Source organism: Pseudomonas sp. NPDC087342 (genome assembly GCF_044744265.1).
Classification (GTDB): Bacteria; Pseudomonadota; Gammaproteobacteria; order Pseudomonadales; family Pseudomonadaceae; genus Aquipseudomonas; species Aquipseudomonas nunensis.
Genome location: NZ_JBIUXZ010000036.1, coordinates 25,005 through 48,371, shown reverse-complemented (window position 1 = coordinate 48,371; position 23,367 = coordinate 25,005). Strand labels below are relative to the sequence as shown.

Here is a 23,367-nt window from a genome sequence, read left to right as displayed (position 1 = left end):
CGTCCGATCCGTCCGCTGGTCCCAGAAGGCTTCATGAACGAAGTGCAGGTTGTCTGCACCGTCGTTTCCACCAGCAAGAAGACCGATCCGGACATCGCTGCGATGATCGGTACCTCGGCTGCCCTGGCTATCTCCGGTATTCCTTTCGATGGCCCGATCGGCGCTGCCCGCGTTGCGTTCCACGAAAGCACCGGCTACCTGCTGAACCCGACTTACGAACAACAGAAAGCATCGAGCCTGGACATGGTCGTTGCCGGTACGTCTGAAGCCGTTCTGATGGTTGAATCGGAAGCCAAAGAGCTGACCGAAGACCAGATGCTGGGCGCAGTACTGTTTGCTCACGACGAGTTCCAGGTTGTGATCAACGCTGTTAAAGAACTGGCTGCCGAAGCTGCCAAGCCGACCTGGACCTGGGCTCCACAGCCAGAAGCCACTGCTCTGCTGGGCGCTATCCGTGCCGAGTTCGGCGACGCGATCTCCCAGGCTTACACCATCACCATCAAGGCCGACCGTTACGCTCGCCTGGGTGAGCTGAAAGACCAGGTCGTTGCCAAGCTGTCCGGTGAAGAAGGCCAGCCTTCTTCCAGCGAAGTCAAAGCGGCTTTCGGCGAAATCGAATACCGCACCGTTCGCGAAAACATCGTAAACGGCAAGCCACGTATCGACGGTCGCGACACCAAGACCGTACGTCCGTTGAACATCGAAGTCGGTGTTCTGCCTAAAACCCACGGTTCGGCTCTGTTCACCCGTGGCGAAACCCAGGCTCTGGTCGTTGCAACACTGGGCACCGCCCGTGATGCACAGCTGCTGGACACCCTGGAAGGCGAGAAAAAAGACCCGTTCATGCTGCACTACAACTTCCCTCCGTTCTCGGTAGGTGAGTGTGGTCGCATGGGTGGCGCTGGTCGTCGCGAAATCGGTCACGGCCGTCTGGCCCGTCGTTCGATTGCAGCCATGCTGCCGGCTGCCGACGTGTTCCCGTACACCATTCGTGTTGTGTCGGAAATCACCGAGTCCAACGGTTCGAGCTCCATGGCTTCGGTCTGCGGCGCTTCCCTGGCCCTGATGGACGCTGGTGTTCCGATGAAGGCACCGGTTGCCGGTATCGCCATGGGTCTGGTTAAAGAAGGCGAGAAATTCGCCATCCTGACCGACATCCTGGGTGACGAAGATCACCTCGGCGACATGGACTTCAAAGTAGCGGGTACCGCCAAAGGTGTTACCGCGCTGCAGATGGACATCAAGATCAAAGGCATCACCGAAGAAATCATGGAAATCGCTCTGGGCCAAGCCCTGGAAGCGCGCCTGACCATCCTCGGTCCGATGAACCAGATCATTGGTCAGTCCCGTACCGACCTGTCGGAAAATGCTCCGACCATGATCGCGATGAAAATCGACACCGACAAAATCCGTGATGTTATCGGTAAAGGCGGCGCGACCATTCGTGCGATCTGTGAAGAGACCAAGGCTTCGATCGACATCGAAGACGACGGCTCGATCAAGATCTTCGGCGAGACCAAAGAAGCTGCTGAAGCTGCACGTCAGCGCGTTCTGGGCATCACCGCAGAAGCTGAAATCGGCAAGATCTACGTCGGTAAGGTTGAGCGCATCGTCGACTTCGGCGCATTCGTCAACATCCTGCCTGGCAAGGACGGTCTGGTTCACATCTCCATGTTGAGCGACGCTCGCGTCGAGAAAGTGACCGACATCCTGAAAGAAGGCCAGGAAGTGGAAGTACTGGTACTGGACGTGGACAACCGCGGCCGTATCAAGCTGTCCATCAAAGACGTAGCAGCAGCCAAGGCGTCGGGCGTTTAATCACCCCCGCCTGACCGCTTCAACGTTGTAAAAAAGGCCCCGCCGTGAAAACGACGGGGCCTTTTTTTGTCTGCGATAAACCGAGGCAGGGCTGGCGGTTGCGAGTCGCGAAAGCTGTGCTAGGTTTAGCTCACCGCCCGTGTAGCTCAGTTGGTAGAGCAGCGCACTCGTAACGCGAAGGTCGCAGGTTCGACTCCTGTCTCGGGCACCACTGCTGCTGTTATTTCACCTTCCGGCTCAGGTCTTCGACCGTGCGTTTGAGCTGATCGAGTTGATTGTCCTGATCGCTGACTTCCCGCTTCAGGTTGGACAGGTCGCTGGAGCTTGAGCTGGAACTCGATCCGGCGCTGCGCTTGAGGTCTTCCACCTGACTGGCCAGTTTCTTCAGGTCGTTGTCCTGATCGCTGACTTCCCGCTTGAGGTTGGACACTTCGCTCGAACTGGAACTGGAGCTCGAGCCAGTGTTGCGCTTGAACTCCTCCATCTGCTTGGCAAGGTCTTTCAGGTTTTTGTCCTGCTCCTCGACGGTACGCTTGAGGTTGGAAATTTCATTGCTGCTCGAGCCTGTGCTTGTGCCGGTGTTGCGTCGGAGTTCTTCGATGAGGCGCGTTTGTTCACTGACGGTTTTCTTCAGGGTGTCGATTTCAGCCGCATTGGATTTAGCGGTGCCCTGTAACTTTTCCAGTTCATCAACACTAAGACTGGTGTTGACCAGTACGTTCTTGCCATACGAGTTATGGAGGGCGACGAGCGTATCGTTGTAAGAAGTGCTTTCGGAGCTAAGCTCGATAGCCTGAGCCGTATTGGTCAGCGCCAGGTTGCCGAGCAGAAGGGCGGCCATGCCGGTTGCAAACAGGGTAGACGTAAGCTTTGGGAAATTGCGCATCACCTGAGTTCCTTGTGGAGTGCCTATATGGCACATCGCTATGACTTCGGTTTCCGAAACATGTTCCTCAGGGCGCGTAAAAATGGCATGGCCGGCGAGGGCATCCGTTTTTTTGTAGATTTGATGTAAACATGCATATAAATCGTCAGCCAAAGGTCCTATATTCGGTGCTCGCATGAGCACCACCGAGCTGTTTTCAGATGATCCCGAATGGTTCTGAAGGCCAGATAAGCCGGGCTTCACACGGTTTTTTGCGTCAGAGAGATCCTTGATGATCCAGATCCATCTTCCATTCCCCAGATCAGCGAGAACGACATGACTGTTAAAGAATTGACCCAAGAAGCCAGACACGAAGAAGCGCTGAAGAAGTACCTGCTGGAGTCGCCCCAGCTAGCCGGCGAGATCAAAGACCTGCCGGCCGACGATCAGAAAGACCAGATCCAGTGGGCGTTCGAGGATGAAGCGGAATCCCAGGGCCTGCAGCCTTGGGAGCTGACGCTCAAGTACACCTCGACTCCTGAGGAGTTCGAGGCGGCGCGCCTTGTTCTGCACAAGGAGGCGGCCGAAGTATTGGGCGTCGAGTGGGAAGAGTACTGCGAGATGAATAATCTGGTGGTTTGAAGCAGCTTCAAGGTTCAAGCCGCAAGCTACAAGTCAAAGCAGAACTGCTTGAAGCTTGTAGCTTGCTGCTTGTAGCTGCTTAGAGGCTGAGTCGCATCGACAGATCGACTGCCTTCACATCCTTGGTCATTGCACCAATGGAGATGTAATCCACCCCGGTTTCGGCGATTGGCAGCAACGTGCTTTCGTTGATCCCGCCGCTGGCCTCCAGTTTCGCCTTCCCGCCGTTCAGGCGCACCGCCTCGCGCATGTCATCCAGGCTCAGTTCGTCGAGCATGATGATGTCGGCACCGGCCTCCAGGGCCTCCTTCAGCTCATCCAGGCTTTCCACTTCGATCTCCACCGGCTTGCCCGGGGCAATCTTGTGCGCGGCTTTAATCGCTTCAGGGATGCCGCCGCAGGCCGCGATATGGTTTTCCTTGATCAGGAAGGCGTCATACAGACCGATGCGGTGGTTATGGCAGCCGCCGCAGGTCACTGCGTACTTTTGCGCCAGGCGCAGCCCTGGCAGGGTTTTGCGCGTGTCCAGCAGCTTCACCTGAGTCTCGGCGACGAAATCCGCCAGAAACTGCGCGCGAGTCGCCACGCCGGACAGCAGTTGCAGGAAATTCAGCGCGCAACGCTCGCCCGTCAGCAGCGAGCGCGCCGGGCCTTCGAGGTGAAACAGCGGCTGATTGGGTTGCACCCGTTCGCCATCGCGCACCTGCCAGTGCACCGCCACCCGCGGGTCCAGTTGCCGGAAAACGGCATCGACCCAAGAGGTGCCGGCAATGACGGCCGCATCGCGGGTGATGATGGTGGCTTTGGCCAGGCGTTCGGCCGGGATCAGTTGCGCGGTGATGTCGCCGCTGCCGATGTCTTCGAGCAACGCACGGCGCACGTTGGCTTCGATTTCGGCGGTCAAATCGGCGAGACGTAGATTCGGCATAACGGGCTCCACAAACAAAGTGGCTCGATTATAGGGCCATGGCGCGAAGCAACCCAAGGCATGCCGGGTGCCCAGATCGCTCTGAAACCTGCATTTGGTCGATTCGCGTGAGCATTTGCCGCTAAGCCAGGGTCTGCTCTGTACGTCTATTTCAATGTGAAACGTAGAGTCCGCTGGCACAAGCGGCCTGTTTTGCAGATAATCCGCCTTGCATTTGACGTCATAGCTTTGACGTCCCTTTGGGTCCCCGATTATTGAATGACAGCGGGTGGGCACTGTTCCCCGTTGGGCGTCGGCTGTGCGGCTTGCGCAAATCGATCTTTCTCAACGAACCGAAGCATCACCGTTCCAGGAGGCTTGGATGCACAACGACGGGAATGTAGTGCCTTTGCACAAGGCGGCTACCGAGCAGGCGACTCACTCGCCGCTCGCCCGCCTGCCTGTGATTCTGCTTCAGGTTCGCGACAAGGCTGCGCAACAGCTGCGGCATGGTTTGCAGGAGCTGTTCGATAACGCCGACGACACCCTGTTCGAAATGGCCGACCGGGCCCGCAATGACGTCGAACAGAACATCTTTTTCGAAGCCATGCGCGACTTGCGCCTCAAGCGCAAAAGCATTGAGCGCGGGTTTCTGGAACAATTCTTCGAGGCGTTCATCAGCCTCACGCAATACGACATTTCCCAGTCATCTTTGCCCCAGGCATTGGCATTCGATGCTGGCGCAGCGCTGCCCAGCGATGACCTGGAGCGCAACGTGGCCGTGGAAGGCATGGTCAGCAAGGTGCTGAACCGTGAAGGTTTCGCCCTCGATCAACTGACCACGCGGCTCAGCGTGCTGTTGGGCAAGGAATTGCTTGAGCAGCACAACCCGATGGGTCCGGCTCTGCTGTGCGAATATTTCCTGCAGGCCGGGCGCAATCTGGGCGTGGAGATCAAGGTCAAGCTGATCATCCTCAAACTGTTCGAGCGCTATGTGCTCAGCAGCGCCGATCAGCTCTACGCCGAAGCCAACCAACTGCTGATCGCCACCGGCGTGCTGCCCGAGCTCAAGCCAGCTCCCGCACGGCGCGCCGCGGATCGTGCGGCGGCCAGCGCGCATGCCGAACCCGTTGATGCGGTCGTCCGATCCGGCAGTGCGCACATTGATGACAGCGTGCAGGAAGTTTTCGCCGCGTTGCAGGAGCTGCTGTTTCACGTGCGCGGCAGTGTCGCGCCGACGCTCGAAGCCAGTGCCCCGGCCCAGCCGATTTCCACCCGCGACCTGCTGCGCCTGCTGTCGCACTTGCAGCAATACGTCCCGGCCTTGGCGGCTCAAGATGACTTCGACCTGCGCAACCAGCTCGAACAACTGCTGACCCGGGTCAGCGTCAAAAGTGGCAAGTCCCGGGTGGTCGGGGTCGCTGACGAGGACGTGATCAACCTGATCGCGATGCTCTTCGAATGCATTCTCGATGACCGCAATCTGCCGGATTCCCTCAAGGCGTTGATCGGACGCTTGCAGATTCCGATGCTGAAAGTCGCGGTGCTCGACAAAAGCTTTTTCAGCCGCAGCAGCCATCCGGCGCGGCGCCTGCTCAACGAAATCGCCGACGCGGCCATGGGCTGGGGCGAGTGCGACGATCATGAGCGCGACACCTTGTACCTGCGCATCGAGCAAGTGGTGCAGCGGCTGTTGAATGACTTTGTCGATGACCCGGCGATTTTCTCCGAGTTGCTGGCGGACTTCCTGGCCTTTACCAGTGACGAGCGCCGTCGCAGCGAACTGCTGGAACAGCGCACCCGCGATGCCGAAGAAGGCCGGGCCAAGACTGAACTGGCGCGTCAGCGGGTCGAACAAGCGCTGAACGAGGCATTGCTGGGCAAGTTGCTCCCTCAAGGCGTGGTGGCGTTCGTCCAGGACGCGTGGAGCAAGGTGCTGTTGCTGACTTGCCTCAAGCACGGCGACCAGTCCGCCGAATGGCACGCCGATGTACAGACCATGGCGCAGTTGATCTGGAGCGTGCAGCGCCATGACGAAGCCGATGCGAGCCTGCGTCTGCTGTCGATGGTGCCGGGGTTGCTTAAATCCCTGCGCGACGGCCTGAGCAGCTCGGCGTTCGATCCCTTTGCCACCAGCGAGTTTTTCAGTGAGCTGGAAGCTTTGCACGTTCAACTGTTCGAACGCCCAACCCTGCCGCCGGAGCAGGCGGATGCGCCAGTGATGGTCGAAGTACGCGAGGAAATCGTGCTGCGTACCGCCGATGAAGGCCCGGTCGAGACGGCTTCGGTGCGCTTACCGGCGGACGATGCGGGCCTGCTTCAGGTCGATCAACTGCGCCTGGGTTGCTGGGTCGAATTTCAGGAAGACGAAGAAAACACCTTGCGCTGCAAACTCGCGGCGATCATTGAAGCCACCGGTAAGTACATTTTCGTCAACCGCACCGGTATGAAAGTGCTGGAGCGCAGCCGCACCGGGCTGGCCCTGGAATTCCACCGTGGCGTGGTGCGCACACTGGACGATACGTTGCTGTTCGATCGGGCCCTGGAATCGGTGATCGGCAACTTGCGGCGTCTCAATCACGCCAAGTGATCGCGCGCCGAGGGTCTATCGCGGCATACTGGGCGCCAACACGGTCGTCGTTGAAGGAACCTGTATGCAGTTGGACCCCGCGAGCGGTTGGTGCCAGGGCGTAAACATATGCCCCTCGCCCAACTTCAATGCGCGCCCCTCAGATGAAATCTCCCTGCTGGTGATCCACAACATCAGCCTGCCGCCGGCGCAGTTCGCCACGGGCAAGGTGCAGGAATTTTTCCAGAATCGCCTGGATGTCACGGAGCATCCCTACTTTGAAGGGATCGCTGACCTGCGGGTGTCTGCGCATTTTCTGATCGAACGTGACGGCACGGTGACTCAGTTTGTCTCCTGTCTTGAGCGCGCCTGGCATGCCGGCGTCTCGAGTTTTGACGGGCGTGAAGTCTGTAATGATTTTTCCGTGGGCATCGAGCTCGAAGGCACAGATGATCTGCCGTTCACCGACGCGCAATATCAGGCGTTGACGACCTTGACCCGACAATTGCAAAGCGCTTTCACGGGCATTACCGCACAGCGTATTTGCGGGCATAGCGACATCGCGCCCGGGCGCAAGACTGACCCGGGGCCGGCGTTCGATTGGGCACGCTACCGCGCCGCTTTGGCAAAAGAGGAACAACAATGAGTTTTCTGGTGTTGCTGTTGGCTGTCTGGATCGAGAAGTTCTCGGCCCTGCGCCATCGGGTTCAACGTGATGGCGGTTGGGTACGCGAGCTGCACAAGCTTGAAGCCAACCCACGTCTGAAAGACCAACCGTGGCTGGTGTTGCTGATATTGGTGTTGTTGCCGGTGGCGCTGCTCGGTTTGCTGCTGGTGGTGCTGGACCCCGTTGCCTATGGCTTGCTGGCCCTGCCGGTGCATTTGCTGGTGGTGATTTACAGCTTGGGGCGCGGCGATCTGCTCGGCGGCCTCGGTCCGTTTCGCGACGCCTGGCGCCGTGAAGACCTGCAAGCCGCTGCCCATGTTGCCAAGCGTGACCTGGACATCTGCGCCGACAGTGGCGAGCAGTTGCTGGAGCGGGTTCAAGGACATTTGTTGTGGGAGGCTTACCAAAGCTTTTTCGCAGTGATTTTCTGGTACTTCCTGTTGGGGCCGGTGGCCGCGTTGAGCTATCGCTTGCTCGCCTTGGCCGAAGAACACGGACAGAACCCGGCAGTGGTCGAACGCGCCGCACAACTGCGCCACGCCTTCGATTGGGTGCCGGTGCGCTTGCTGGCGGCGAGTTTTGCCCTGGTCGGCAACTTTGTCGCGGTCGGTCGGGTGATGTTGCATGAGCTGCTGAACTGGAACATCAGCGCCGCCCAGTTGATCGAAAAGGTCGGGCTGGTGGCTGGGGAAATTCCGGCACCGGTGGTCGGGCCGGATGGCATCAACAGCCTGGACCGTATCTGGGAACTGCTGCTGCGAGCGGCGGTGCTGTGGTATGCCGGGTTTGCGTTGTGGACGGTCCTTCCCTGATTACGCCGATCCTGTAGCAGCTGGCGAAGCCTGCGTTCGGCTGCGAAGCAGTCGCTAATTCAGGCTTCGCGGTGTATCAGGTAAACCGAAGTATCAGTATTTACGACTGCTTCGCAGCCGAACGCAGGCTTCGCCAGCTGCTACACGGTTGCGTTTGCTGCCGTTAACCTTAAGTTACAAAACCTCCCTCCGATTTGAGCTATACAGAGATAGCGCCCAATAGTGGCTATCTGCTGTATCTGTGCGCCTGCCAATAAAAATAAGAAATCCAAGGGAGACTTCACAGTGAAGAGCTTGCTCTATCCCGCTGTCGCGCTGATGAACCGCCTGAGCTTCGGCATGAAGTTCAGCCTGATCAGCGTGCTGTTCCTGGTGCCGATGCTGGTGACCAACTTTTACCTGGTGCGCGATTCCTATCGTGAATTCCAGGGCACCCGCGTCGAATTGCAAAGCCTCGACCTGCTGGGCAGCAGCCTGACCCTGCGTCGGGATCTCGAAACCCTGAACAACCTCGTGCAAATCAACGTCACCCTCGGGCAGTCCGGCAAGGCCGGCGATGTCGAGACCAAGATCAGCGCTCTCGAACAAAGTGTTCTGACGCGCCTGCAAGGGCTGACAGCGATGAGCATCGACCCGGAACAGATCACGGTTTTCGATGGCAAGCGCGATGAAATGATTACCGCGTTCAAGGCTCAGCAAGCGGAAAACTCCCTGCAAAGCAAAAGTGCACTGATTGGCAAGTTGCTCGGTAATGCACAGATTTTCAGCCAGATCATTGCCAGTCAGGCCGGGTTGAGCCGCGACACCCAGAGCGACATGCGTCAGCTCAGCGAACTGATCACCAACGTCACCCCGCCTGTGACGCAACTTCTGGGTGACGGCCGGGCCATGGGCTCGCTGTCGTTGGGGCAGGGCTTTCTCAACTCGGCGTCGAGTACGCGTTTCGACGAATTGCTGGCGCAGATCGAGAAGCTTCAGGCGGAATATGGGCTGAAGTTGCACGACGCGTTGGGCTCCAGCAAAGCCGCGAACGAAACCCTGGCCGCTCAGGCTGACAGCAGCAAGGCGTCGCTGAAAAAGGCCAGCGAACTGTTCGAAGAACAAGTGGTAATGGCCGACACGCTCGATGCGCCGTGGCAGGCGTTCTACGATCAGGTCACTGGCCTGATGGACCAGACCTACCAGCTCAATGAAGCGACTTTGAAGTTCCTCGGCAGCCAGTTACAGCAGCGACTGGAGCAGAACCGCACCCACATGGTCATGCAGGCCGTGGCGCTGTCGGTGGTGTTTGTGCTGATCTTTTATCTCTACGGCGGTTTTTACTATTCGACCCGCACCACCCTCAAGCGCCTCGGCGCGGTGATGGACAAAGTGGCGGCCGGCGACATGACCGTGACCTTCAGTGCCCACAGCCGCGATGAACTGGGCGAGTTGGGCGAGGTGTTCAACGGCACGGTGAAGAAAATCCACGACTTGATCGAGCGGGTCGGGCAGACCGTCGGCGAAGTCGAGCGTCAGGCCGGTCAGGTGGAAAGCGTTTCCGCCCAGAGCAACCAGGCCGTGGCCGGGCAGCGCAGCCAGATCGAACAGGTCGCCACCGCCATGAATCAGATGTCGGCCACCTCCCTGGAAGTGGCACGCAGTGCTGCGGCAGCTGTCAGCAGCGCCCACAGCGTCAACGACGAAACCCTCAGCGGGCGCGGGTTGGTGGAGTCCCAGCAGGGCAGCATTGCGGCATTGGCTGGCGAGATTGATCAGTCGGTGCTGGTGATCAATCAGTTGGCCAGCGACAGCCAGTCGATCAGCCGGGTGCTGGAAGTGATCAAAAGCATCGCCGAGCAGACCAACCTGTTGGCGCTGAACGCGGCCATCGAAGCGGCGCGGGCGGGTGAGCAGGGCCGTGGATTTGCGGTGGTGGCGGACGAGGTTCGCACGCTGGCCAAGCGCACCCAGCAATCGACTGAAGAAATCGAGCAGATGATCGCCAAGCTTCACGGCGGTGTTGGCGCGGCGGTGAAGGCCATGGGCGTCAGCCATCAGATGGCCAACGGCACCGTTGGTCAGTCGGAAAAGGTCCAGCAAGCCCTGGAAAACATCCTCGGGGCTGTAGGCATGATCGTCGACCAGAACCAGCAGATCGCCGCCGCCGTGGAACAGCAAACCGCTGTGGCCCATGACATCGACCAGAACATCGTCGAAATCAACCGTGCCGGCGAGCGCACGGCAGAGGGCGCGCGCCAGACGGAGAATGCCAGCCGCGCATTGTCGGCGCAGGTGGTGGAGTTGAAACAATTGATCAGCGCGTTTCGGGTCTAATCAACACCACAAACTCCCTGTAGGAGCGAAGCTTGCTCGCGAAAGCGGCTGTACATTCAACATTGATGTTGGCTGACACACCGTCTTCGCGAGCAAGCTTCGCTCCTACAGGTCTCCCTTCGCCAGTACGGCATTTCCTGTTTTCCTGCGCGCTCTGGTTTTTGGTCTTCAATGAAGCAAGATCCATCTCTTCGACTTGCCCTGAGGAGGCCCGGTTATGTCTGCCGCTACGATTGGAATTCTGGGTCGCTGCGCCCATTGCCAGCGCACGCTGTGTCTGGAGCCCTGGCAACTCAACGCCATCGCGATCAACGAGCCATTTACCTGTTCCCACTGTGAAAACACCCTGCAACTGAACGATCCCAAGCAGATCAGGCGCTTCAAGTCTCTCGACTCCCTGGCTTTGTTGCGGGCGAGCACACTGGTGATGGTCTGCACCGCGTTACTGGTGGCATTGGTGATGGAATGGGTCGGGCTGCTGAGTGTGATGGAGCAGCTGAATTTTTCGCTGTTGGCGATTTTTGTCTATTTCGCAGTCGTTCGGTTTGCCCGGCACCGGCAACACATCACCCTGACGCTTGAGGCGGCCAAGGCCCACGTCGACTGATTACCAGTTGAACAACTCGCAGGCATTCGCCGTGCTGACCGCGGCCAGTTGTTCAGGGCTGATCGCCATGATTTCGGCCAGTGCCGAGCAGATCGCCGGCAAGTGCGCCGGGCTGTTGCGCTGGCCGGGGAACATGACGGGCGCCATGTCCGGGGAGTCGGTTTCCAGCACCACCGATTCCAGTGGCAGCTCGGCGAGTACACGGTGCATGCGCAACGCCTGAGGCCAGGTCGCGGCGCCACCAAGACCCAGTTTGAAACCGAGCTTGATGTATTCCCGCGCCTCTTCCTTGCTGCCGGCGAAGGCGTGGATGATGCCTGCGCGCTTCAAGCGAAAGCGCTTGAGCGTGGCGATCACCGCCGCGTGGCTGCGTCGCACATGGATCAGCGCCGGCAGATTGAAATCCACCGCCAGTTGCAACTGCGCATCGAACAACGCCTGCTGGCGTTCGCGATCAAGGGTTTCGATAAAGTAATCCAGGCCGATCTCGCCCACCGCGCACACCTGCCGATGACCGGCCAGCCGGGTCAGCCAGTCGCCGAGCGCGGTCAGGTCTTCGGGGCGATGATCCTCCAGATACACCGGATGCAAGCCGAACGCCGCGTGCAGATCCGGATCGCTCTGCACCAAATCCCAGACTCGCTGCCAATTGCCCTGATAAACCCCCAGCACCACCATCCGCCGCACCCCGAGGGCGCGGCTTTCGGCCAACAACGCCGAGCGATCGGCGTCGAAGTCCGGAAAATCCAGATGCGTGTGGCTGTCGATCAGCTCCACGGCTCAGTCCTGAAGAATGCGTTGCTTGAAGGTCCGCGCGATGGCCTGAACGCCGGGTTGATAATCCGATTGTTCGATGGCGGCGAGTGCCAGTTCCAGCGCTTTGTCGGCGATCAACTGATGTTGCTGGGCCATGGCGTTGACCGGCAACGGCAGGAAATCCAGCAACTGAGTATCGCCGAACGTGCCGAGGCGCAGCGGGCGAGACTTGAGCGGAAAGTCATGCAAGGCGTCGAAAACACCCTGCAGCAGCACGTAGGACGTGGTTACCAGCGCATCCGGCAAATGCCCCAGGCGCTGGAGCAATTCCTCCATCAACTGCTTGCCGCATTCGCGGCTGAACGACTCGCCGTGTTCGATCAGGATTTCACCTTTGAACCCGCTCAGCGCTTCTTTGAAACCGGCGGCCCGTTCCTGGCTGATGCTCAGTTCCGGGCGGGCGCCGATCAGCGCGATCTGCTTGGGCAACGGTTCGAGCAGGCTGCGGGTCAGTTGCAGGCTGGCCTCGCGGTCGTCACTGATCACCGAGCAGAAATGCTCGGGCTCCATGACCCGGTCGATGGCGATGATCGGAATGCCTTTGGCCTGCAACTGCCGATAACTGTCATCGTCTGTTGGCAGGCAACTGGCGACGATCAGCGCGTCGCAGCGCCGGGCACGGAACAGTTTGAGCAACTGCCGTTCGCTGTCCGGCGCATCGTCGGAACTGGCGATCAGCAACTGATAGCCGCGCGCCCGGGCACCTTGCTCCAGGAGTTTGGCGATCCGTGCGTAACTGGGGTTTTCCAGGTCCGGCAGGATAAAGCCCAAGGTGCGGGTGTGCCGACTGCGCAGCCCGGCGGCCTGGGGATTGGGTGTAAAGCCATGTTGCTCGACCACGGCACGCACACGCTCGACGGTAGCGCTGCTGATACGTTGCTGTGTGGCCTTGCCATTGATGACATAACTGGCGGTGGTAACGGACACACCGGCCAACTGTGCGATATCACTGAGTTTCAACTCGGGATTTCCTTGTTTTTTCGAGCTTGCCCCGACATTTTCGCCAATCCTACCCGATTCGAGCAGGCGACCAATGTCGCAACGCTTCCGACAAGTTGGACTTCAAGGATGGTGCATTATCGAGTAACGTGCCAATCATTCTAGATTAAACGTTTCAGCAAGCGTATTTTCTGCGTTATAGGTTCCTTTGACCGGTTCTGCCGCGAAACCGCCAAATGTGATCACGAAGAGCCTAAGCTGAATCATTCAAAACAATACCTGGCGTCCCAAGGCGCCAAAAAGGAGAAAGCATGCTCGAGCTCACCATAGAGCAGATATCCATGGGCCAGTCGGCTGTGGATAAGTCAGCCGCGTTGCACTTGCTGGCCCAGCATCTGGTTGCCGATGGTCTGGTAGCAGAAGGTTATCTCGCCGGTTTGCAGGCGCGCGAAGCCCAGGGCTCGACCTTTCTCGGTCAAGGTATTGCCATCCCCCACGGTACTCCGGAAACCCGCGACCAGGTGTTTTCCACTGGCGTGCGGCTGATGCAATTTCCTGAAGGCGTGGATTGGGGTGACGGCCAGATCGTTTATCTGGCGATCGGTATCGCGGCCAAATCCGATGAGCACCTGCGTCTGCTGCAACTGCTGACCCGCGCCCTCGGCGAAACTGATCTGGGCCAGGCGTTGCGCCGTGCCAGTTCCGCCGAAGCGCTGCTGAAGCTGCTGCAAGGCGCGCCGCAAGAACTGGCGCTGGATGCACAGATGATCGGCCTCGGTGTGTCTGCCGATGATTTCGAAGAACTGGTCTGGCGCGGCGCGCGTTTGCTGCGTCAGGCCGATTGCGTGAGCAACGGTTTCTCCGCCGTGTTGCAACAGGTCGAAGCGCTGCCGCTGGGCGATGGTTTGTGGTGGCTGCACAGCGAACAAACCGTTAAGCGTCCGGGCCTGGCCTTCGTCACCCCGGACAAACCGATGCGTTATCTCGGTCAGCCATTGAGCGGTCTGTTCTGCCTGGCCAGTCTCGGCGAAGCGCACCAAGCCCTGCTCGAACGCCTGTGCGCCTTGCTGATCGAAGGTCGCGGCCACGAATTGGGCCGTGCCACCAGCAGCCGTAAAGTCCTCGAAGTACTTGGCGGTGAAGTGCCAGCCGACTGGCCGAGCGCACGCATCGCCCTGGCCAATGCCCACGGTTTGCATGCGCGCCCGGCGAAGATCCTCGCGCAATTGGCGAAAAGTTTTGAAGGCGAAATTCGCGTGCGCATCGTCGATGGTCAGGACAGCGCCGTATCGGTGAAGAGCTTGAGCAAACTGCTGAGCCTCGGCGCCCGTCGCGGTCAGGTGCTGGAATTCATCGCCGAACCGAGCATCTCCGCCGACGCCTTGCCGGCATTGCTGGCGGCCATTGAAGAGGGCCTCGGTGAAGAAGTCGAGCCGCTGCCGGCAGTCAGTCAGCAGCGCGAAGTGATGGCCGATATCGCCGAAGTGCTACTCGCGCCGAAGTCCGGCAGCCTGATCCAGGCCATCGCCGCCGCCCCGGGCATCGCCATCGGCCCGGCGCATATTCAAGTGCTGCAAGCCATCGATTACCCGCTGCGCGGTGAGTCTGCCGCCATCGAGCGTGAACGCCTGAAACAAGCGCTGGTGGATGTCCGTCGCGACATCGAAGGCTTGATCGAGCGCAGCAAATCCAAGGCGATTCGCGAGATTTTCATCACCCACCAGGAAATGCTCGACGACCCGGAATTGACCGACGAAGTCGACACCCGCCTCAAGCAAGGCGAGAGCGCCGAAGCGGCGTGGATGACGGTGATCGAAGCCGCCGCCAAACAACAGGAATCCCTGCAAGACGCTTTGCTCGCCGAGCGCGCCGCTGACTTGCGCGATATCGGTCGTCGGGTGTTGGCGCAGTTGTGTGGCGTCGAAACCCCGAGCGAACCGGAGCAACCGTACATCTTGGTGATGGACGAAGTCGGTCCGTCCGACGTCGCCCGTCTCGACCCGGCGCGTGTTGCCGGCATCCTCACCGCGCGTGGCGGCGCCACCGCCCACAGCGCCATCGTCGCCCGTGCGTTGGGGATTCCGGCGTTGGTCGGTGCCGGTGCGGCGGTGTTGTTGCTGGCACCGGGCACGCCGTTGCTGATCGATGGCCAACGCGGTCGCCTGCACGTGGACGCCGATGCCGCGACCTTGCAGCGCGCCACCGAAGAACGCGACACCCGCGAACTGCGGCTGAAAGCGGCGGCTGAGCAACGCCATCAACCGGCGCTGACCACCGACGGCCACGCCGTGGAAGTGTTCGCCAATATCGGCGAAAGCGCCGGTGTCACCAGCGCGGTGGAGCAGGGCGCCGAAGGCATTGGCTTGCTGCGCACTGAACTGATTTTCATGGCGCACTCGCAAGCGCCGGACGAGGCCACTCAGGAAGTCGAATACCGTCGCGTCCTCGATGGCCTGGCCGGTCGCCCGTTGGTGGTGCGCACCCTCGACGTGGGTGGCGACAAACCGCTGCCGTATTGGCCGATCGCCAAGGAAGAAAACCCGTTCCTCGGCGTGCGCGGCATTCGCCTGACCCTGCAACGTCCGCAGATCATGGAAGCGCAATTGCGCGCCTTGCTGCGGGCCGCCGACAACCGTCCGTTGCGGATCATGTTCCCGATGGTCGGCAGCGTCGATGAGTGGCGCCAGGCCCGAGACATGACCGAGCGTCTGCGTCTGGAAATTCCGGTTGCAGACCTGCAACTGGGGATCATGATTGAAGTGCCGTCGGCGGCGTTGCTCGCTCCCGTGCTGGCCAAGGAAGTCGACTTCTTCAGCGTCGGCACCAACGACCTGACCCAATACACCCTGGCGATCGACCGTGGTCACCCGACCCTGTCGGCTCAGGCTGACGGCTTGCACCCGGCGGTGCTGCAACTGATCGACATCACCGTGCGCGCGGCCCATGCCCATGGCAAATGGGTCGGCGTGTGCGGCGAACTGGCGGCGGATCCGTTGGCGGTGCCGGTGTTGGTCGGCCTCGGTGTCGATGAACTCAGCGTGTCCGGCCGCAGCATCGCCGAGGTCAAGGCACGCGTTCGCGAACTCAGCCTGGCCCAGACTCAAATTCTCGCCCAACAGGCCCTGGCCGTGGGCAGCGCCAATGAAGTGCGCGCATTAGTGGAGGCCCTGTAATGGCCAAGATTTTAACCCTGACCCTCAACCCGGCGCTGGACCTCACCGTCCAGTTGCCAGTGCTTGCCCCCGGTCAGGTCAACCGCAGCGACGAGATGCACACCCACGCCGCCGGCAAAGGCGTGAACGTGGCGCAGGTGCTGGCCGATCTCGGGCATCAACTGACGGTCAGCGGCTTTCTCGGCGAAGACAATCTCCAGGCGTTCGAAACGCTGTTCGCCAAGCGTGGTTTTGTCGACGCGTTCATCCGTGTTCCCGGCGAGACCCGCAGCAATATCAAACTGGCGGAAAGCAACGGGCGCATTACCGACATCAACGGCCCGGGTCCGCAGGTCGATGAAGCGGCGCAGCAAGCGTTGCTCGATCGGCTGGATCAGATTGCACCGGGGCATGATGCGGTTGTGGTCGCCGGCAGCTTGCCGCGCGGCGTCAGCCCGCAGTGGTTGCAGGCGCTGATCGTGCGCCTGAAAAACCTCGGTTTGAACGTGGCCCTGGACACCAGCGGCGAAGCCTTGCGGGCGGGGCTGGCGGCGGGTCCGTGGTTGATCAAACCGAACACCGAAGAACTCGCGGACGCGCTCGATTGCGACGTGGTGTCGGTGGCGGCCCAGGCTGAAGCAGCGAGCCGCTTGCACGCCCAAGGCATCGAGCACGTGGTGATTTCCCACGGCGCCGATGGCGTGAACTGGTTCAGTGTCGGCGCGGCGATGCATGCCACGCCGCCGAGGGTCAGCGTGGTCAGCACGGTGGGCGCCGGCGATTCGCTGCTGGCGGGAATGCTCCACGGTTTGCTCAGCGCCGACACGCCTGAACAGACCCTGCGTACCGCCACGGCGATTGCCGCGATGGCGGTCACGCAAATCGGTTTCGGCATCAATGATGCCGCGCAGTTGACGCAACTCGAACAGGGCGTGCGCGTGCGCCTCCTGACAGAACAATAAGAGGGGTTGTCATGAAGTTAGCCATTGTTACGGCCTGCCCGAACGGCATGGTCACCAGTGTGCTGTGCGCTCGGCTGCTCGATGCCGCCGCCCAGCGTCAGGGCTGGAGCACGTGCGTCGAAGTCAACGACGCCGCGCACCCGGAACGTCAGTTGTCGGGGGCCACCATTGAGTCCGCCGAGTGGGTGTTGCTGGTGACCAGCGCGCCTGTGGATATGTCGCGATTCGTCGGCAAACGGGTATTCCGCAGCACCCCGGCCCAGGCCCTGCAAGATGTTGAAGCGGTACTGCGCCGTGGTGCGGAAGAGGCCGAAGTTTATGTCGCTACCGAAGCCGTCGCTGAGCCTGCCGAGGTCGCTAAAAATGCCCCGCGCCTGGTGGCGATCACTGCGTGCCCGACCGGTGTTGCCCACACCTTCATGGCCGCCGAAGCCCTGCAGCAAGCGGCCAAGCGTCTGGGCTATGACCTGCAAATCGAAACCCAAGGCTCGGTCGGTGCACGCAACCCCCTGAGCGCGGCGGCGATTGCCGACGCTGACGTGGTGTTGCTGGCCTGCGATATCGAAGTCGCCACCGAGCGCTTCGCTGGCAAGAAGATTTACCGTTGCGGCACTGGCATCGCGTTGAAACAAGCCGAAGCCACGCTCAACAAAGCCCTGGCAGAAGGCAAGCAGGAAACCGCTTCGAGCGGTTCGAAAGGCCCGGCCAAACAAGAGAAGACCGGCGTCTACAAACACTTGCTGACCGGTGTGTCGTTCATGCTGCCGATGGTGGTGGCGGGCGGCCTGATGATCGCGCTGTCGTTCGTGTTCGGCATCACCGCGTTCAAGGAACCGGGCACGCTGGCGGCGGCGCTGATGCAGATCGGCGGCGAGACCGCGTTCAAGTTGATGGTGCCGTTGCTGGCGGGGTACATCGCGTACTCGATTGCCGACCGTCCGGGCCTGGCGCCGGGGATGATCGGTGGTCTGCTGGCGAGCACCTTGGGCGCCGGTTTTATCGGCGGGATCATTGCCGGTTTTATCGCCGGATACGCGGCCCAGGCGATCAATCGTTATGCGCGGTTGCCGCAGAGTCTTGAGGCGCTGAAACCGATCCTGATCATCCCGCTGTTCGCGAGTCTGTTCACTGGCCTGGTGATGATTTACGTGGTCGGCAAACCCGTGGCGGAGATGCTTTTAGCGCTCACGCACTTCCTCGACAGCATGGGCACCACCAACGCGATTCTGCTCGGTGTGCTGCTCGGCGGCATGATGTGCGTCGACCTTGGTGGGCCGATCAACAAGGCGGCTTATGCGTTCTCCGTGGGGCTGCTGGCGTCGCAGAGTTATGCACCGATGGCCGCGACCATGGCCGCCGGGATGGTGCCGCCGATTGGCCTGGGCATCGCGACGTTTATTGCTCGTCGCAAGTTCGCCCAGACCGAGCGCGAGGCGGGTAAAGCGGCGTTTGTGCTGGGTCTGTGTTTCATCTCTGAAGGCGCGATTCCGTTTGCCGCGAAAGACCCGTTGCGGGTGATCCCGGCGAGCATCGCGGGTGGCGCGCTGACCGGTGCGTTGTCGATGTATTTCGGCTGCAAGTTGATGGCGCCGCACGGTGGGTTGTTCGTGCTGCTGATCCCGAACGCGATCAACCATGCGCTGTTGTACCTGCTGGCGATCGTCGCGGGGAGTTTGCTGACGGCGGTGGTGTATGCGGTGATCAAGCGGCCGGAAGTGGTGGAGTTGGCGCTGGAGCCTGCCAAGGCGTAATCCTGTAGGAGCGAGGCTTGCCCGCGAAGACGGTCTGACAGTCAGCACATCTGTTGAATGTTAAATCGCCTTCGCGGGCAAGCCTCGCTCCTACAAGGGATCGCGTTTCACACGGGCGTCATGCGCACATGCTTAAGTTTCCCTTTTTCAGGGAGAGCACCATGAGCGAATTCAACCTCGGCCGCCGGCGTGTCATGCAAGCCGTCGGTGCCGGTTTGTTGCTACCCGGCCTGGCCCCGGCGGTGATCGCCTCGGTCAAGGATCGGCCGCAACTCACCGACGGCGTGCAGTCCGGCGACCTGCTGGGCGACCGTGCGATGGTCTGGAGTCGCAGCGACCGTCCCGCGCGGATGGTGGTGGAGTGGGACACCCGCAGCCTGTTCACCAACCCCCGTCGTTTCGTTTCACCCCTGGCGGATTCGCGCACTGACTTTACCGCTCGCGTCGAACTCACTGGCCTGCCCGCCGATCAGGCGATTTTCTATCGCGTGCATTTCGAAGACGCCCAAAACGGAACGAGCAGCGAACCCTGGTTCGGCCACCTGCGCAGCGTACCGACGACCCGTCGCGATCTGCGTTTCGTCTGGAGCGGCGACACCGTCGGCCAGGGTTTCGGCATCAACCCGGACATCGGCGGCATGCGCATCTACGAAGCCATGCGCCTGCGCCTGCCGGACTTCTTTATCCACAGCGGCGACACCATCTACGCCGACGGCCCGGTGCCGGCGCAACTGACCACTGAGAGCGGTCGCGTGTGGCGCAACATCACCAGCGAAGCCAAGAGCAAAGTCGCCGAAACCCTCGACGAATATCGCGGCAATTATCGCTACAACCTGATGGATGAAAACATCCGCCGCTTCAACGCCGAAGTACCGCAGATCTGGCAGTGGGATGACCACGAAGTGGTGAACAACTGGTCGCCGGGCAAGCAACTGGACGAGCGCTACAAGAGCAAAGATATCCACAGCCTGGTCGGCCGCGCGCGCCAGGCCTGGCTTGAATACGCGCCGATGCGATTGCAGAGAGCCGACAACGGCGGGCGAATTTATCGCCAGCTCAGCTATGGGCCGATGCTCGATGTGTTTGTGCTGGATATGCGCAGTTATCGCGGGGCGAACGATGACAATTTGGGCGGTGAAAAACCCTTCCTTGGACGTGAGCAACTGGACTGGCTGAAGGCTTCGTTGAAGGCCTCGAATGCGCAATGGAAAGTCATCGCGGCCGACATGCCGATCGGCCTCGGCGTGCCCGACGGTGAAGTCAGTCCGGGTGTGGCGCGTTGGGAAGCGGTGGCCAACGGCGACCCGGGGCCGGCGCAGGGTCGAGAGCTGGAAATTGCTGAATTACTCGGATACCTGCGCGCGCAGCAGGTGCGCAACTTCGTTTTTTTGACGGCGGACGTGCACTACTGCGCAGCGCATCACTACCACCCGGATCGCGCGGCGTTCCAGGATTTCGAACCGTTCTGGGAGTTCGTCGCCGGGCCGTTGAATGCCGGGAGCTTCGGGCCGAATCCACTGGATAAAACCTTTGGGCCAGAGGTGGTTTTCGAGAAAGCACCGCCCGCGCAGAACACCTCACCGTTTGCCGGGTTTCAGTTTTTTGGTGAGGTGAATATTGATGGGCAAAGCGGGGAGATGATTGTGGTGTTGCGGGATCTGGATGGGGTGAGTGTGTTTGAGCAGAAGTTGCAGCCGGTATGACTCATTTCTGCCTGCAACAAACCCAATAATGTAGGAGCGAGGCTTGCCCGCGAAGGCGGTTTGTCATTCAACATCATTCGTTGAATGACAAACCGCCTTCGCGGGCAAGCCTCGCTCCTACAGGGATCGGCGCCAGATCTGATTGTGGGTGTCAGTAGACGTCGCGGCGGTAGCGGCCTTGTTCGATCAACCGGTCTACTTCTTCGATCCCGAGTATTTCGTTGAGCGCGTGGTCCACGCCTGAGGCCATGCCTTGCAAGCTGCCGCAGATGTAGATCACCGCACCCTCGGCCAGCCATTTCTTCAGCTCGGTGGCGGATTCGCGCAGGCGGTCCTGGACGTAGACCTTCTCGGCCTGATCCCGGGAGAACGCCAGGTCCAGTCGCTCCAGATCGCCCTCGATCAACCATCCTTCCAGCTCATCGCGGCACAAATAGTCGTGCTCGCGCTGGCGCTCGCCAAACAGCAGCCAATGCCGTTGTTGCCCGTCGGCAATCCGTGCCTTGAGCAAACTGCGCAGCCCGGCCAGGCCGGTGCCGTTGCCCAGCAGGATCATCGGCACCGGTTCGGTCGGCAGATGGAAACCGCTGTTACGCCGCACTCGCAGACTGATGCTGCCGCCCACGGGCGCATGTTCGGTGAGCCAGCCGGAGCCGATGCCGAGGCTGCCATCGGGGTGCACTTCCTGGCGGACGATCAGTTCCAGAATGCCGTCGGCGGCGATTGAAGCGATGGAATATTCGCGCATCGCCAGCGGCACCAAGGCCTGCACCAGCGCCTGGGCATGCAGGCCGACCAGGTGCGCGCGGTTCTCCGGCATTTGCCGACTGGCGAGGGCCTGGTCCAAGGGTTGCGACAGTCCATCGAGCTCAACCATGGCCCGACCATCGATCCCCAGGCCATCGAGGAAATGCTCGATCGCCCACGGACAATTGCGCGGCATGACTTCCACCAGGTCACCGGCCAGCCAACTGCTGGTGTTCGGGGCGCTGAGGCCGATCTTGTACACCGGCGAGCCGCAGCTGTCCGGGTTCATCAGTTCGCGACGGGTCAGCGTCCAGTTGTCGTAGCTGGGCGCTTGCCAGGTGTCCACCGGCGCCTGTCCGGTCACCAGGCCGAGTTGCTGCTGCCAGTGACGCAAGGCGTAGGGGTCGCCGCTGTCGACTTCCACCGGGGCAAACAGGGTCTTGCCGCCGTGTTCGCCGAGCCAGGTGTGCAGGCGACGGGCGAAACCGCAGAAGTGTTGATACTGGCGATCACCCAGCCCGAGCACCGCGTAGTTCAGGCTTTCCAGGCTCGACGCCTGGGTCAGCACTTTGCGTTCGAAACCCCGGGCGCTGTCCGGCGCTTCGCCGTCGCCAAAGGTGCTGACCACGAACAGCGCATTGTTCGAATCGCGCAGATCCTGCTCGCTGACACTCGCCAGCGGTTGCACCTTCACCGGCAATCCTGCGGCCTGCAATTGGCCGGCGGTCTGCCACGCGAGTTGCTCGGCAAATCCGCTCTGGCTGGCGAAACCGATCAGCCACGCCGGAGCATCGCTGCCCGGTTGCACGAGGCCGTTACGCGCGTCCTTGATCTGGCGTTTCTTGCGCCGACGATCCAGGTACAGCAACCAACCTGTGACGAAAAACAGCGGCATGGTCAGCGCGGTAATCGTCAGGACAATCCGCCCGACAATGCCGAAGTAACTGCCAGTGTGCAGCGCGTAGATACTGGTCAGCAGCTGCGCCTTGAAGCTCTTGTCGCTGTAGCGGTCGTGGCGTTTGACGATGCCGGTCGCCGGATCGAGGCTGATCTCGTTCAACGCGCGGTCATGGGGCGAGGTGTTCAGCAGGTAGAACACGGTCGCCGGTTGGCCGGCCAGGGGCGGCATGCGGATGTTGTAGGCGGACAGGTTCGGGCCGGCGGCGCTGTAGATGCTGCTCCACATTGCTGCGTAATCGGCGCTCGGCGCAGGACCGCTCGGCGCCGGGCCACGGTTGCGAACCCGCTCGTTCTGCGGCGCGTCGGACAGCAACTTGGTCAGGCCCTTGTTGTACCACTCGTAGGACCAGGACAACCCGGTCAACGCGGCCAATAGGTAAAACATCAGGCACCAGGTGCCCGCCACCGAGTGCAGATCCCAATTGAAGCTGCGGCCCTTTTTCTTCCAGTCCAGCGTCAGCCAGGCGCGCCATTTGTTCCATTGGCGCGGCCAGCGCAGGTAAAGCCCGGACAGGCAGAAGAACACCAGGATCAAGGTGCAGGCGCCGGTGATCTGCCGACCGGTGTCGCCCATGGCGAGGAACCGGTGCAGTTGCAGCATCAGGCCGAAGAAGTCCTGGCCGGTGGCATCGCCGAGGAATTCGGCGGTGTACGGGTCGAAGTAACGCATCTCACCGCGACGCTCGCCCGGTGGCGGGGTGAAGATCACGCGCGCGGCGTTGCCGCTGTCGGTCTCGACCCAGAGCATCGAGACTTTCTTGCCGGAGGTGGCTTCGATGCGTTCCACCAACTCGGCGGGTGGCAAGACACCGGCGACCTGCTTCTCCACCTGCAACACAGAGGGATTCAGCGCCCGCAGGATTTCATCCTGGAACGAATAGGCCGCACCGGTTATGCCCATCAGGGCCAGGACCAGTCCGGCACTGATGCCAAAAAACCAGTGCAACTGGAACAGGGTTTTCTTCAACACGTCGCTCGCCTTGTTCGTTCGAAAGTAATCATCACGGCGCGCATTATGCCGTGGGTTGTCGAGAAACATTCTTTATTACGTACAAAAGCCCCGTTCAATTGAATGAACGGGGCCTGGTCCTGATGTCCGCCGCATTCCCTGTAGGAGCGAAGCTTGCTCGCGAA

At 60.7% G+C, this 23,367-nt stretch carries 15 protein-coding genes, 1 tRNA gene and 2 pseudogenes (1 of these 18 cut by a window edge); 13 read left to right on the top strand and 5 right to left on the bottom strand.

Annotated features, from left to right (window positions below):
- Both pnp and ACIOYV_RS32125 read left to right on the top strand, forming a co-directional pair.
- Positions 1-1,818: pseudogene (gene pnp / locus ACIOYV_RS32130) on the top strand (polyribonucleotide nucleotidyltransferase) (it extends 298 nt beyond the left edge of the window).
- A gap of 135 nt (positions 1,819-1,953) precedes the next feature.
- Positions 1,954-2,029 (top strand) — tRNA-Thr (locus ACIOYV_RS32125).
- A gap of 9 nt (positions 2,030-2,038) precedes the next feature.
- On the opposite strand, the gene ACIOYV_RS32120 is transcribed toward ACIOYV_RS32125, so the two are convergent.
- A complete protein-coding gene (locus tag ACIOYV_RS32120; RefSeq protein ID WP_401330359.1) occupies positions 2,039-2,881 on the bottom strand; it encodes a hypothetical protein in 843 nt (280 codons plus the stop codon).
- A gap of 138 nt (positions 2,882-3,019) precedes the next feature.
- On the opposite strand from ACIOYV_RS32120, the gene ACIOYV_RS32115 reads away from it, so the two are divergent.
- Positions 3,020-3,325 carry a DUF6388 family protein gene (locus ACIOYV_RS32115; RefSeq protein ID WP_054050028.1) on the top strand — a complete coding sequence of 102 codons (306 nt, stop codon included), beginning with the start codon at positions 3,020-3,022 and terminating at the stop codon, positions 3,323-3,325.
- Positions 3,326-3,404: 79 nt separating this feature from the next.
- Here ACIOYV_RS32115 and nadC read toward each other — a convergent pair whose 3' ends face one another.
- Complete coding sequence (gene nadC / locus ACIOYV_RS32110) at positions 3,405-4,253, bottom strand: carboxylating nicotinate-nucleotide diphosphorylase (RefSeq protein ID WP_054050026.1); 849 nt, start codon at positions 4,251-4,253, stop codon at positions 3,405-3,407.
- Between the two features lie 361 nt (positions 4,254-4,614).
- Between nadC and ACIOYV_RS32105 the strand changes: the two genes are divergently transcribed.
- The 6 genes and pseudogenes from ACIOYV_RS32105 to ACIOYV_RS32080 all read left to right on the top strand — a co-directional run bounded on the left by ACIOYV_RS32105 (position 4,615) and on the right by ACIOYV_RS32080 (position 11,203).
- A complete protein-coding gene (locus ACIOYV_RS32105) occupies positions 4,615-6,822 on the top strand; it encodes a DUF1631 domain-containing protein (protein ID WP_401330354.1) in 2,208 nt (735 codons plus the stop codon).
- Between the two features lie 64 nt (positions 6,823-6,886).
- Positions 6,887-7,447, top strand: coding sequence for a 1,6-anhydro-N-acetylmuramyl-L-alanine amidase AmpD (gene ampD, locus ACIOYV_RS32100; RefSeq protein WP_054050023.1), 561 nt, complete (start codon positions 6,887-6,889; stop codon positions 7,445-7,447).
- Entirely contained in the window at positions 7,444-8,280 is an 837-nt protein-coding gene (ampE, locus tag ACIOYV_RS32095; protein ID WP_401330350.1) for a regulatory signaling modulator protein AmpE, read from the top strand. Before ampD ends, ampE begins: the two co-directional genes overlap by 4 nt.
- Before the next feature lie 318 nt (positions 8,281-8,598).
- Positions 8,599-9,738 (top strand): annotated as a pseudogene (locus ACIOYV_RS32090) (HAMP domain-containing protein); the annotation flags it as partial.
- A 144-nt stretch (positions 9,739-9,882) separates the two neighbouring features.
- The gene (locus ACIOYV_RS32085) at positions 9,883-10,596 is read left to right on the top strand and encodes a methyl-accepting chemotaxis protein (RefSeq protein WP_401330369.1); all 714 of its coding nucleotides are present in this window, start codon (positions 9,883-9,885) and stop codon (positions 10,594-10,596) included.
- Between the two features lie 217 nt (positions 10,597-10,813).
- Positions 10,814-11,203 (top strand): hypothetical protein, encoded by a 390-nt coding sequence (locus tag ACIOYV_RS32080; protein ID WP_401330347.1) that lies wholly within the window; start codon positions 10,814-10,816, stop codon positions 11,201-11,203.
- Here the strand turns inward: ACIOYV_RS32080 and ACIOYV_RS32075 are convergent, their stop codons facing one another.
- Positions 11,204-11,980: a TatD family hydrolase gene (locus tag ACIOYV_RS32075; protein ID WP_401330344.1), complete on the bottom strand. Its 777-nt coding sequence runs from the start codon at positions 11,978-11,980 to the stop codon at positions 11,204-11,206.
- Between the two features lie 3 nt (positions 11,981-11,983).
- Positions 11,984-12,979 carry a catabolite repressor/activator gene (gene cra, locus ACIOYV_RS32070; protein WP_401330341.1) on the bottom strand — a complete coding sequence of 332 codons (996 nt, stop codon included), beginning with the start codon at positions 12,977-12,979 and terminating at the stop codon, positions 11,984-11,986.
- A 290-nt stretch (positions 12,980-13,269) separates the two neighbouring features.
- Here cra and ptsP point away from each other — a divergent pair, with 290 nt between their 5' ends.
- From ptsP to ACIOYV_RS32050, 4 genes are all read left to right on the top strand, one after another.
- Positions 13,270-16,131, top strand: a complete 2,862-nt coding sequence (gene ptsP / locus ACIOYV_RS32065; RefSeq protein ID WP_265043136.1) for a phosphoenolpyruvate--protein phosphotransferase — start codon at positions 13,270-13,272, stop codon at positions 16,129-16,131.
- Positions 16,131-17,072: a 1-phosphofructokinase gene (gene pfkB, locus ACIOYV_RS32060; RefSeq protein ID WP_054616156.1), complete on the top strand. Its 942-nt coding sequence runs from the start codon at positions 16,131-16,133 to the stop codon at positions 17,070-17,072. Before ptsP ends, pfkB begins: the two co-directional genes overlap by 1 nt.
- Positions 17,073-17,083: 11 nt before the next feature.
- Positions 17,084-18,823: a PTS fructose-like transporter subunit IIB gene (locus ACIOYV_RS32055; protein WP_401330337.1), complete on the top strand. Its 1,740-nt coding sequence runs from the start codon at positions 17,084-17,086 to the stop codon at positions 18,821-18,823.
- Between the two features lie 161 nt (positions 18,824-18,984).
- Positions 18,985-20,526: an alkaline phosphatase D family protein gene (locus tag ACIOYV_RS32050; RefSeq protein WP_401330334.1), complete on the top strand. Its 1,542-nt coding sequence runs from the start codon at positions 18,985-18,987 to the stop codon at positions 20,524-20,526.
- A gap of 151 nt (positions 20,527-20,677) precedes the next feature.
- Here ACIOYV_RS32050 and ACIOYV_RS32045 read toward each other — a convergent pair whose 3' ends face one another.
- Entirely contained in the window at positions 20,678-23,203 is a 2,526-nt protein-coding gene (locus ACIOYV_RS32045) for a PepSY domain-containing protein (RefSeq protein ID WP_401330331.1), read from the bottom strand.
- Positions 23,204-23,367: the final 164 nt, after the last annotated feature.